Source organism: Bradyrhizobium brasilense, assembly GCF_029714345.1.
Taxonomy (GTDB): Bacteria; Pseudomonadota; Alphaproteobacteria; order Rhizobiales; family Xanthobacteraceae; genus Bradyrhizobium; species Bradyrhizobium australafricanum.
In genome coordinates, this window is sequence record NZ_CP121669.1 from 2,745,649 (window position 1) to 2,757,931 (window position 12,283).

Genomic DNA, 12,283 nt, shown 5'->3' on the forward strand with positions numbered 1-12,283 from the left:
GGCGCCGGGAAGGAGGCGCGCCAGACCCATATAGAAAGCCGCTCGCCGGGCAATGGTTCCCGGTGGGAACGCCGGATAGGGTAGAGCGTTGAACATCAACTATCCCTTTCCCGTATCTGTACAATTTAGCAACGATCCACCAACCGTTGCGAGCAGGCAGCGTGCCGAATGGACCTTTACGCCAAAGCCCAGACCCTGGGAATCCAGACCGAGTATATCGATGGCAGCGGTCACCGCCGTGTGACAACCCCCGAGGCGCTCACGGCGATCCTCGACGCGCTGCCGCCGCAGGCGCCCCGTCGGATCATCGCCGATCCGGTGGTGGTCAGAGGCGGCCAGGCTGCGCAAACGCAGCTCTCGGAAGCTGCCCGGCTTCCGGTGCAATGGAAGCTTGCGAATGGCACCGGGGTGCTCGCGCAGGGCGAGGCGCGTGAGCGAAGTGTGACGTGGCCGTCGGGTCTGCCCGAAGGCGTGCACCGGTTGCAGCTATCGGACGCATCTGGCAGCGAGGAACTGCCGCTGCTGGTGGCGCCGCACGGCGCCTTCGGCGGCGAGTTCGACCGCTGCTGGGTGATCGCGGTGCAGCTCTACGGCGTGCGGTCCACGCGCAACTGGGGCATCGGTGACTTCACCGACCTGCAGCACCTGCTCGAATTCGCCCACCGGCTCGGCGCCGACGGCGTCGGGCTCAATCCGCTGCATGCGCTGTTCGACGATCGGCCCGGCGATTGCAGCCCGTACTCGCCGAACAGCCGGCTGTTCCTCAATGGGCTTTACATCGACGTCGAGCAGATTCCCGAATTCCGCGTCGATGCCGAGACCAAGGCCGCGCTGGCACCGCTCCGCAGCCACGACATGGTCGACTATGTCGGCGTCGCGGCGCAGAAATGGCCGGCGCTGCGCGCGGCGTTCGCGGCCTTCAAGGCCAACCCGGGCCTCGGCCGCTGGCAGGATTTCGAGGCCTATCGCAACGAGCAGGGCACGCTGCTGTCGCGCTTCGCCTGCTTCGAGGTGATGCGGCACAAATTCAACACGCCGTGGTGGGAATGGCCGGACGAATGGCGGCAGCCGAGCGATGCAGCTTGTGCCAAATTGCGCCGCTCGCGCGACTCTGCCGCCGAGGTCGAGTTCGTCGAATTCGTGCAATGGACCGCGGACCGTCAACTCGGCGCCTGCCAGGCGCTGGCGCACAAGCGCGGCATGCGGGTCGGGCTTTATCTCGACGTCGCCGTCGGCGTGCAGTCGGACGGGTTCGACGCCTGGAATGAGCAGATCGCGATCTCGCGCCATCTCGGCGTCGGCGCGCCGCCTGACCCGCTCAACACGGCGGGCCAGGACTGGGGGCTTGCCGGCTTCAATGCCGCGGGTCTTGAACAGCGCTCGTTCGAGCCGTTCAGGCAGATGCTGCGCGCCTCGATGCACCACGCCGGCGCAATCAGGCTCGACCACGCGTTCGGGCTGAAGCGGCTCTATCTGGTGCCGCGCGGCTTCGGCCCGGCCAATGGCGCCTATGTGCTGATGCCGTTCGAGGCGCTGCTGGCGGCGACCGCGCAGGAGAGCGTGGCGAGCCGCTGCGTCGTGATCGGCGAGGACCTCGGCACCGTACCTCCGGGGTTCCGCGAGCAGATGAACGGCTGGGGCATCTGGTCCTATCTCGTGATGATGTTCGAGACCGACGACCAGGGCGTCTTCCGCAATGCCGACTACTATTTGCCGGATGCGTTGGTGACCTTCAACACCCACGACCTCTCGACCTATGCGGGCTGGCGCTCGTTCAGCGACCTCAAGACCAAGCGTGCGCTCGGGATCGATCCCGGCGAGACCGACGAGGGCCGCTGGCACGCGCTCGGCCAGCTCGACGACGTGCTGCGCCGGCACGACATCCACGCGAACGATTTCTATTCGGTGGCAAGCTTCCTGGCACGGACGCGGTCGCGGATGATGGCGGTGTCGATGGAGGACCTGCTCGGCATTGTCGAGCAACCGAACATTCCCGGCACCGTCTACGAGCATCCGAACTGGAAGCGGCGGCTCCCGGTCTCGATCGAGCATCTCGCGTCGGCGATCGACGTCGACGCGCTCAAGCGCGCGACCCGCGAGCGCTCGCACACCGGGTAACGCGGAGCGCAGCGCGTGGCCTCTCGTATCGAAGACTATGGACTGATCGGAGATTGCGAGACCGCCGCGCTGGTCGGCCGCGACGGCTCGATCGACTGGCTGTGTTGGCCCGCGTTCGATTCCGACCCCTGCTTCGCGGCGCTGCTTGGCACGTCGAGGAACGGTCGCTGGCTGCTGGCGCCCACAGGCGAGATCAAGCAGACCTCGCGGCGCTACTGGGACGATACGTTGATCCTGGAGACCCGGTTCGAGGTGAAAGGCGGCGCGGTCGCGCTGATCGACTTCATGCCGCCGCGCGGCAACGCCTCCGATGTGGTCCGCCTCGTTCGCGGCGTCAGCGGCCGCGTCAAGATGCACATGGAACTGGTGATCCGCTTCGGCTTCGGGGTCGATGTCCCATGGGTGCGGAAGAATCCGGATGGCGACGGGCTTCTGGCGATCAGCGGGCAGGATATGACCGTGCTGCGCACACCGGTCGAAACCCGCGGCAAGGATCTGACCACGATCGCCGATTTCGAGGTCGGCGAAGGCGACACCGTGCCGTTCGTCCTGACCTATGGACCGTCCTATCACCCGGTGCCGGAGGCGATCGACCCTGAGGCTGCGCTGAAGGACACCGAGGAATACTGGCGGGAATGGTGCAGCCGTTCGACCTATGACGGCAGCTATCAACGCGCCCTCGTGATGCGCTCGCTGATCACGCTGAAGGCGCTGACCTTCAGGCCGACCGGCGGCATCGTCGCGGCACCCACCACGTCGTTGCCGGAAAAGCTCGGCGGCGCGCGCAATTGGGACTACCGGTTCTGCTGGCTGCGCGACGCCACCTTTACGCTGCTGGCCCTGATGAACTCGGGCTACACCGAGGAAGCGGCAGCCTGGCACAACTGGCTGCTGCGGGCCGCAGCCGGCGCGCCGGCCAACATGCAGATCATGTACGGCATCCTGGGCCAGCGACGCCTCCTGGAATGGGAGGCAGGGTGGCTGTCCGGCTATGAAGGGGCGCAGCCGGTACGCGCCGGCAATGCCGCGCACGCGCAACTTCAGCTCGACGTCTATGGCGAGCTGATCGACGCCTTCCATCAGTCCCGCATGGCCAAGCTGAAGCTCGACGAAGAGAATTGGTCGCTCGAATGCACCGTCGTCACCCATCTCGCCGATGTCTGGGATCAGCCGGATCACGGCATCTGGGAACGCCGCGGCACTCCCAGACACTACGTGTTCTCCAAGGTGATGTGCTGGGTCGCCTTCGACCGCGCCATCAAGAGCGCGGAGCGGTTCGGCTTCAAGGGGCCGCTGGTCAAATGGCGGGTGCTGCGCGAGGCCATTCATCGCGACGTCTGCCAACGCGGCTTCGATCCCGGCCTCAACAGTTTCGTCGAGAGCTATGGCTCAAAGTTGCTCGACGCCAGCCTGCTGCTGCTGCCGTCGGTCGGCTTCCTGCCGTCAGGCGATCCGCGCATCCGCGGCACGATCGACGCGGTCGAGCGGCACATGATGCGCGACGGGTTCGTGCTGCGGCACGATCCGCGCGAGGTGTCCGATGAGGTCCAGCCGATCGAGGGCGCGTTCCTGGCCTGCAGCCTGTGGCTTGCCGACGCCCATGTGCTGGCGGGAGATGTCGACAAGGCGCAGACCATGTTCGACCGCGTGGTGGCGGTCGCCAACGATCTCGGATTGCTGGCGGAGGAGTTTGACTCCGGCGCCGGCCGGCAGACCGGCAATTTCCCGCAGGCGCTGACCCATATCGCGTTGATCAACACCGCGCACAATCTCAGCGCCGCCAGGGCCGACGCCGAGAAGCCTGCGGTGCAGCGTTCGACCTAAACCACCGCGGCGATGCCGCCCTCCGTCTTCCGCTTGCGGGACCGCCGCAGGTCCGCGCTGCCAAAATATCGAAAACAACCCCATGCAAAGGAGTCGGCAGCTGCCGGCATTCGACCGGGCAACTTGACATGTCGGGCAAATCAGGAGTATATTTCCAATATTCCGAAATCGTGCAAGCGGCGATCACGCTGCGCCCTGCGCTCGATCACGGGTGGGGCGATCGTTCGCACGCTTCAGCGAAGCTGCAACACCGTGTCCATCGCGCGTGCGAAACCGTCCTGCTCGTTGGATTCGGTGACATGGGTGGCGCGCGCCTTCACGTCATCGCTGGCATTGCCCATCGCGAAGGAGACGCCGCTTCGCGCGAACATCGGCAGATCGTTCTGCATGTCGCCGATCGTGGCGACGTTCTCCAGCGGCACGCCAAGGCGCTTTGCGATGCCCTCGACGAAGGTGCCCTTGTCGTGGCCCGGCGGGGTGACGTCGAGATAGTAGGTCTGCGAGCGGACCGCGGTGGCATCGCGGCCGACCATCTGCTGCATCTCCGCCTCGCAGCGTTGCAGCAGGGCCGCATCCGAGCTCGCGCCGACGATCTTGCAGGCCTGATCGAGATAGGGCGTGAAATCGCCGACGATGGTCGGATCATGCTTGATCGTGTGCTGCTCGTGGGCGGTGTACTCGCCGTCGGGATTCCGCGTCAGCCAGCGGTCGTTGGTGAATAGCCAGATGTCGACGTCGCGCTCGCGCAGCATGTCGATGCAGCGTTTTGCGACCGCGGCCGGGATCAAATGCTGTTCGAGGGGCTTGAGCTGCGGATCGACGATCGAAGAGCCGTTGAAGGCGCCGATCGGCTGTGTGATCGCAAGCGGCGCAACCAGAAAGCCCATCCCGATCGTCGGCCGGCTGGAGACGATGGTGAAGCCGATGCCGGCCTCGTGCAGCCTGCGCACTGCCGCCCTGGCGCCGTCGGTCAAGGTCTTGTCCTTGGTGAGCAGCGTGCCGTCGACATCGGATACGACAAGGGCGATGCGGGTCATGTGCGGTCCAGCTTCAGTTGATTGACGATGTCTTCGACGATGGTTTCGACCGGACGGTCGATCGCAACCGTGATCGGGCGTTCCTCCGGGGTGGGCGGCTCCAGCGTCTTGAACTGGCTGGCGAGCAGCCCCGGCGGCATGAAATGGCCCTTGCGCGCGCCGAGCCGCGTGGCGATCAGGTCCTGCGAGCCGTCGAGGAAGACGATGCGGATATCGTCGCGGCCATGCACCAGGATGTCGCGATAGGCGCGCTTCAGCGCGGAGCAGGCGATGACGGCGCGTTCGCGGACGCCGCAGGTGCGGTCGATCTCGTCGGCGATCGCGCGCAGCCAGGGCCAGCGATCCTCGTCGGTGAGCGGCTGACCCGAATGCATTTTGGCGACATTGCTTGGCGGGTGAAAGCTGTCGCCGTCCTCGAAGCGCCAGCCGATCCTGATCGCCAGGCGGTCGGCGATGGTGCTTTTGCCCGAACCCGACACGCCCATCACGACCAGTGCACAGGGGTTTTGCCTGTCACCCACGAAAGTCCTCCGGCAGCGCGGCCTGATCGATCAGCCAGACGGTCTCGCCCAGCGATCGCGCGCGGTTTGCCGGCAGGTTCTCGCCTGCGAAGAGGCGCGTCAAGATTGCGCGCTTGTTCTCGCCCGCCACCTCGAACAGCATCTCGCGGCAGGAGGCGAGGGCGGGCAGGGTCAGCGACACGCGCGGCACGAACGGCTCGACATTGGCCTTCGGCACGCCGACCACCCAGCGTCGGGTTTCCTCGACCGCGGGATAACCCGGAAACAGCGAGGCGGTATGGCCGTCGGGGCCGATGCCCATCAGCACCACGTCGAACAGCGGCCGCTTCGGATCGAGCTGTTCGGCGCCGTAGAATGCCATCAGCTCGTTCTCGTACAGCGCCGCGCTGACGTCGGGATCCCTGAGGTCGGCGGTGTCGGTCGCGATCGGATGGACATTCGCGGCCGGCGCACAGCGGTCGAGGAAGGCCTGACGCGCCATGCTCATGTTGTGCAGCTTGTCCTTGCGCGGCACCAGTCGCTCGTCGCCGATGAACCAGTCGACGCGGTCCCACGGAATCCTCGCGCGATAGTCCGGCGTCGCCAGCAGCTGATAGAGCGCCTTCGGGCTGGAACCGCCGGTGAGGCACACCGCGATCCGGCCGCTGTTCTGCTCGATTATGGCGCACACCCGCTCGGCGGCCGCCTGCGCCAGTGCCGCCGGATCGGCGACCGTGATGATCCTGCGCTCGCCGGCCGCGGTCATGTCAACCCAGCTTCCGCCAGCTGCGGCCGTCACGCGTCAGCAGCGCATTGGCGGCCTCCGGGCCTTCGCTGCCGGCCTTATAGGGTTGCAGGCCACGGCCGCCGGCGCTCTTCCAGGCGTCGATGAAGGGCTGCACCGCCTGCCATCCGGCCTCGACACTGTCGGCGCGCTGGAACAGCAGATTGTCGCCGATCATGCAGTCATAGATCAGTGTCTCGTAGCCGGTCGACGGCTCGGCCTTGAAGTAGTCCTTGTAGCGGAACTTCATCTCGACGCCGTCGATGTTGATGGTCGGGCCGGGTACCTTGGTGTTGAACTGCAGCTCGATGCCCTCGGTCGGCTCGGTGGAGATGACGAGGTAGTTCTGCGACAGGCGATCGACCGACGTGTCGCGGAACATCGCGAACGGCGCCTGCTTGAACTTGATCGCGATCTCGGTGCGCTTGGTGGTCAGCGCCTTGCCGGTGCGCAGGTAGAACGGCACGCCGGCCCAGCGCCAATTGTCGATGGTCAGCTTCAGCGCGGCATAGGTCTCGGTCGAGCTGTCGGGCCTGACGTCGGGCGTCTTGAGAAAGTCCTCGATCTCGGTGTCGCCGATCCGGCCGGCGCGATACTGGCCGCGCACCGAATTGTGCAGCGCCTCCTGTTCGCTCTGGGTCTGGATCGCGCTCAGCACCTCGGCCTTTTCGGAGCGCACCGCGTGGGCGTCGAACCGCGCCGGCGGCTCCATCGTCACCAGCGACAGCAGCTGGAACAGATGGTTCGGCACCATGTCGCGCAGCGCGCCGGTGGCGTCGTAGAAGCTGCCGCGATGACCGACGCCGAGCTTCTCGTCGACGGTGATCTGGATGTGGTCGATGTGGTTGCGATTCCAGATCGGCTCGAACATGCCGTTGGCGAAGCGCAGCACCAGGATGTTCTGGACGGTTTCCTTGCCGAGATAGTGATCGATCCGGTAGATCTGGTGCTCGTCCATCAGCTTCAGCAGCGCGGCATTCAACGCCCTGGCCGACGCCAGATCGGTGCCGAAGGGCTTTTCGATGATCAGCCGTCGCCAGGCGCCGTTCTCTTCCAGCATGCCGGTGCGCCCGAGCTGCTGGCTGATCGGCAGGAACGCTCGCGGCGGGGTCGCGAGATAGAACAGCCGGTTGCCTCCGGTGCCGCGCGCCGTCTCGAGCTTGTCGAGCCGTTCGTTCATGGCATCGAAGGAGGGCGGATCGCTCGGATCGGCCTCGATCGAGGTGACGCATTCGAACAGCCGCGTGACCACCGCCTCATCGAGCGGCCGGGTCGCGAATTTGCGCAGCCCTTGCATCAGGCTGTCCTTCATCTGGTCGCTCGACATGCCCTTGCGGGCGATGCCGACGACGCAGAATTTGTCCGGCAGCAGATTGCCGGCGGCGAGATTGTAGAGCGCCGGGATGACCAGCCGGTGCGTCAGATCACCGGTGGCGCCGAAGATGATGAAGGAGCAAGGGTCGGGTTTCTTCTGCACGTGACCTTCCGCGGTTCTCTTCAAGCTTTCTATGCCTTCTTCGGCGGCTCCTTGTGGCCGCCGAAACCTGCGCGCATCGCCGAGAGGATCTTCTCCGCGAAGGTGTGATCCTTGCGCGAGCGGAAGCGCGTGTAGAGCGCGGCCGTCAGCACCTCGGCCGGCACGGCCTCGTCGACCGCGGCATTGACGGTCCAGCGGCCTTCGCCGGAGTCCTCGACAAAGCCGGAATATTCGTCGAGCGTGTGGTTCTGCGCCAGCGCCGACGCCGTGAGGTCGAGCAGCCAGGACGGGATCACGCTGCCGCGCCGCCAGACTTCCGCGATGTCGGCGATGTCGAGGTCGAAGCGATGCTCGGCCGGCAGCGCCTCGATATTGGCGTTCTTCAGGATGTCGAAGCCTTCGGCATAGGCCTGCATCAGGCCGTATTCGATGCCGTTATGGATCATCTTGACGAAATGCCCGGCGCCGATCGGGCCGGCGTGGATGTAGCCCTGTTCGATGCGCGGATCGCGGCCCTCGCGGCCGGAGGTGCGGGAAATGTCGCCGATGCCGGGCGCCAGCGTCTTGAAGATCGGGTCGAGCCGGTCGACCACTTTCTTGTCGCCGCCGATCATCATGCAATAGCCGCGCTCGATGCCCCAGATGCCGCCGCTGGTGCCGACATCGACGTAATGCAGCCCGCGCTCCCTGAGCGCCTTGCCGCGGCGGACGTCGTCCTGCCAGAAGGTGTTGCCGCCATCGATGATGACGTCGCCTGGCTGCATCAGCTTCGACAGCGCCTCGATGGTGACTTCGGTGATCTTGCCGGCCGGCAGCATCACCCAGGCGGTGCGCGGCGCCTCCAGCTTGAGGACGAAATCCTCCAGCGATGAGGAGCCGGTCGCATTGTCGGCGACGAGCGCCGCGACGGCCTTCGGATCCTTGTCGTAGACCACGGTGGTGTGGCCCTGGGTCATCAGGCGGCGGACGATGTTGCCGCCCATCCGCCCGAGGCCGATCATGCCGAGTTGCATCCCTCGCCTCCGTCAGTTCAGTGCAGCCGAGATCGCGGCATCGAGCGCCGCGAGCCCGGAGCTGAGATCGCCCTTGAGATGCACCCGCAGCGCCCGCCGGCCGCGCTCGGTGAGCACGTCGAAATCGCCGCGCGCCTGCGCCGCCTTGATCACGCCGAAGCTCGCCTTCTGGCCGGGCACCGGCAGGTCCGCTGTATCGTCGGTCGTGACCTGCAGGAACACGCCGCTGTCGGGCCCGCCCTTGTAGGCCTGTCCGGTCGAATGCAGGAAGCGCGGACCGAACTCGGCACAGGTCGCAAGGTGTCTTGCGTCGCGTACCTTCAGCCGCATCGCCTGCATGGCGTCGATGGTGTCGCCGTCGCGCTCGATATAGGCGAGCAGGGCGACATAGTCGCCGCGGCCGGAGCGCGCGAGGTGTGCCTTGATCCAGGAGTCGAGATCGCCGTTCGCTCCGGCCTTGCGCAGCTCCTCGGCGTTCTGCGCGTCGGTGTAGAGATCGACCCCGTCCGCCGACACCACCGGCTGTTCGGCCGGCAGCGACCCGGTCTTCTCGAACGCTGCCGTCAGTTCGCGGGTCTTGATCTTGGCGGCTTCGACGTCGGGCTGGTTGAACGGGTTGATGCCGAGGATCGACCCGGCGACCGCGGTCGCGATCTCGAAGCGGAAGAACTCCTGACCGATATGGTCGATCGACTTCATCACGATCCGAACCACGGGATGGCCGGCGGCCTCGAGCGCCGCGAGCTTGGCCTCATGCGCTGCATCGTTCTCGCCATCGGTGCGCAGATCGATGAAGAACCGGTCGTTGCCGTAGACCGCGGCGTCGCCGATCGTCTCGCCCTCGATCGGGATCAGGCCCTTGCCGTCCTTGCCGGTCGATTCCGCGATCAGCTGCTCGGCCCAGGCGCCGAAATCGGCAACGTCCGGCGAGGCGAAGATCGTCACCTTGTCGCGGCCTTCGAGCCCCGCGATGCCCATCGCGAGCCCGAGCTGCACGCCCGGGTTCTCCTGCGGCGGCACGTCGGCACCGCAGGAGCGCACCATCGCGAGCGTATGGCCGAGCAGGCTGCGGACGTCGATGCCGGCAGCGGCCGCCGGCACCAGACCGAACGGCGACAGCACCGAATAGCGGCCGCCAATCGCAGGGTCGCCGTAGAAGATGCGGGCAAAGCCCTGCTTGATCGCGACCTTCTGCAGCGATGAGCCCGGATCGGTCACCGCGATGAAGCGGTGGCCGGCCTTGTCCTTGCCGATCGCCTTCGCCACCTGATCGAAGAAATAGTCCTTCATCACGTTCGGCTCGGTGGTGCCGCCGGATTTGGAGGAGACGATGAACAGCGTCCTTGCGATGTCGACGTACTCCTCCATCGCGCGCACCTGGGCCGGATCGGTGGAATCGAGCACGTGCAGCCGCGGGAAACCGGACCGGTGCGGGAAGGTCTGGGCCAGGACCTCCGGCCCGAGGCTCGACCCGCCCATGCCGAGCACGACGGCATCGGTGAAGTTCTGCCCCTTCACGCGCTGGGCGAAGTCCTCATAGTCGGCGACGTTCGCGGTGGCCGCGCTGGTGAGCCAGCCCAGCCATTTGTCCTCGTCGTCGCCGGTCCAGACCGATTTGTCCTTGTGCCAGAGCCTTCGGATCCGGGCGGAGGCGCGCCATTCCTCGGTGCTCTTCTCGACCGCCTTCTCGATGGTGGCGCCGAGCGCGAGCTTCTGGCGGTCGATGCCGCCGCCGAGCGAGGTGGCGCGCTTGTGGGCGACCGCGCCGTAGAGCTTGTCGGCCGCGTCGGCGAACAGCTTGACGCCGTCCCTGACCAGCTCCTCGGTGATCGCATCGAGCGAGATGCCGGACTTCTCCAACTCCTCCAGCACGTGGCGGGCGTCCTCGACATTTTCCTCGAGGCTGTCGCGGACCTTGCCGTGGTCGCGGAAGGCGTCGAGCGTTGCCGGCGGCACGGTGTTGACGGTGTCGGGGCCGATCAGCTCCTCGACATAGAGCACGTCGCTATAGTCCTTGTTCTTGGTACCGGTCGAAGCCCACAACAGCCGCTGCGGCTTGGCGCCCTTGGCCGTCAGCTTGTCCCAGCGGTTGCCTGCGAACAGGTGCTTGTAGTCCTGATAGGCGAGCTTTGCATTGGCGATCGCCACCTTGCCCTTCAAGGCCGCAAGCCGCTCCTTTTCGTGCGGATCGTTGGCCTTGGCGATCTTCTCGTCGAGCTGCTTGTCGACGGCGGTGTCGATGCGGCTGACGAAGAAGCTCGCGACGCTCGCGACATGGGAGGGATCGCCGCCCTTGCCGACGTATTTCTCCAGGCCCTTGAGATAGGCCTCGGCGACTTGGCGATAGACCTTCTGCGAGAACAGCAGCGTGATGTTGATGCTGATGCCTTCGCCGATCAGGTACTCGATCGCCGGCAGGCCCTCGGGCGTCGCCGGTACCTTGACCATCAAATTCTTGCGGTGGACGTCCTTCCAGAGCCGTTCGGCTTCCGCGATCGTGCCCTTGGTGTCCATCGCGAGATAGGGCGACACCTCGAGGCTGACGAAGCCGTCGCCGCCGTGGCTCTGGTCGTAGACCGGGCGCAGCACGTCGGCGGCGTGCTGGATGTCCTCGACCGCGAGGTGCTCGAACAGGTCGGCGACCGAGCGGTCGCCGTTCTTGAGGGCCTTGCCGATCGCCCCGTCATATTCATCCGAGCTGCCGATCGCCTTCTCGAAGATCGAGGGGTTGGACGTCACGCCTTTGACGCCGTCGGTCTCGATCAGCCGCTTCAGGTCGCCGTCGGCGACGAAGCCGCGGGCGAGGAAGTCCAGCCAGACGGCCTGGCGGTGATTTTCGAGTGCTTTGACGGGGTTCATGGGTGCCTGTTCTCGTTCGATCGAGGGTCGATTTTTGGGTTCCCGGGCAGCTTTCGGGGGCGGAGGGGGATTGTCAACATGGCGGGAGCCCCGGGCGGAATATCAGCATTTCCAAGGGATAACGCCATTCACAACCGTTCGATCCCCTCGGACGCAGGTGCGAGCAGACCCCCATCTCAGCACATTTTTATGACGCGTTGCGGCGCAGGACCGCGCGTCAGGGGCGCAGGTAGAGGTAACCCTGGGATTGCAGCTCGGCGAGGCGGACCACCCCGCCGCGCTCGGCGGCGACGAAGCCGGGGAGCAAGTCGGCGAGGCCGATGTTCTGCGATTTCATGGTGTTGCCGCAGGCGGCGAACTCGATCCCATCCTTGGTGAACCGCGCGACATGTTTTGACAGCTCGGGATTGGCGGCTGCTGAATGAAACGCCTTCAGCGCCCGGCCGTGCACCACCAGCGCAATCGTCACATTGCCGGGGCCGCCGACGCCGTCGAGATGGTTCTGGATGTTGCCGATCACGAAATTGACCTTGTCGAGGTCATCGAGGTGATAGACCACCTTCAGCTTTTGCGGCGGTGCTTCGGTGGCGGCGCCGGCCTGGGACGCTGCCAAGACGGCGCCGATCGCTGAAAGCGTGCCCCAGAGGATGCTGCGTCGGCGCATGGCGTCT

9 protein-coding genes are annotated in these 12,283 nt (G+C 65.9%); 2 read left to right on the forward strand and 7 right to left on the reverse strand.

Annotated features, from left to right (window positions below):
* Nucleotides 1–168 precede the first annotated feature (168 nt).
* Nucleotides 169–2,118, forward strand: a complete 1,950-nt coding sequence (gene malQ / locus QA635_RS12655; protein ID WP_283069404.1) for a 4-alpha-glucanotransferase — start codon at nt 169–171, stop codon at nt 2,116–2,118.
* Nucleotides 2,119–2,133: 15 nt separating this feature from the next.
* Nucleotides 2,134–3,942 (forward strand): glycoside hydrolase family 15 protein, encoded by a 1,809-nt coding sequence (locus tag QA635_RS12660; protein WP_283069406.1) that lies wholly within the window; start codon nt 2,134–2,136, stop codon nt 3,940–3,942.
* Nucleotides 3,943–4,175: 233 nt separating this feature from the next.
* Here QA635_RS12660 and QA635_RS12665 read toward each other — a convergent pair whose 3' ends face one another.
* From QA635_RS12665 to QA635_RS12695, 7 genes are all read right to left on the reverse strand, one after another.
* Nucleotides 4,176–4,979, reverse strand: a complete 804-nt coding sequence (locus QA635_RS12665; RefSeq protein ID WP_092085690.1) for an HAD family hydrolase — start codon at nt 4,977–4,979, stop codon at nt 4,176–4,178.
* Nucleotides 4,976–5,464 (reverse strand): gluconokinase, encoded by a 489-nt coding sequence (locus QA635_RS12670; protein WP_425249185.1) that lies wholly within the window; start codon nt 5,462–5,464, stop codon nt 4,976–4,978. Before QA635_RS12670 ends, QA635_RS12665 begins: the two co-directional genes overlap by 4 nt.
* Nucleotides 5,465–5,492: 28 nt before the next feature.
* Nucleotides 5,493–6,245 carry a 6-phosphogluconolactonase gene (gene pgl, locus QA635_RS12675; RefSeq protein ID WP_283069410.1) on the reverse strand — a complete coding sequence of 251 codons (753 nt, stop codon included), beginning with the start codon at nt 6,243–6,245 and terminating at the stop codon, nt 5,493–5,495.
* Nucleotide 6,246: 1 nt separating this feature from the next.
* The gene (zwf, locus tag QA635_RS12680; protein ID WP_283069412.1) at nt 6,247–7,740 is read right to left on the reverse strand and encodes a glucose-6-phosphate dehydrogenase; all 1,494 of its coding nucleotides are present in this window, start codon (nt 7,738–7,740) and stop codon (nt 6,247–6,249) included.
* Between the two features lie 29 nt (nt 7,741–7,769).
* On the reverse strand, nt 7,770–8,753 hold the full coding sequence (gnd, locus tag QA635_RS12685) for a phosphogluconate dehydrogenase (NAD(+)-dependent, decarboxylating) (RefSeq protein WP_283069413.1): 984 nt from the start codon (nt 8,751–8,753) through the stop codon (nt 7,770–7,772).
* Between the two features lie 12 nt (nt 8,754–8,765).
* Nucleotides 8,766–11,612: a bifunctional transaldolase/phosoglucose isomerase gene (locus QA635_RS12690; protein WP_283069415.1), complete on the reverse strand. Its 2,847-nt coding sequence runs from the start codon at nt 11,610–11,612 to the stop codon at nt 8,766–8,768.
* A 217-nt stretch (nt 11,613–11,829) separates the two neighbouring features.
* Nucleotides 11,830–12,276 carry a DsrE family protein gene (locus QA635_RS12695; protein WP_283069417.1) on the reverse strand — a complete coding sequence of 149 codons (447 nt, stop codon included), beginning with the start codon at nt 12,274–12,276 and terminating at the stop codon, nt 11,830–11,832.
* Between the last annotated feature and the right edge of the window lie 7 nt (nt 12,277–12,283).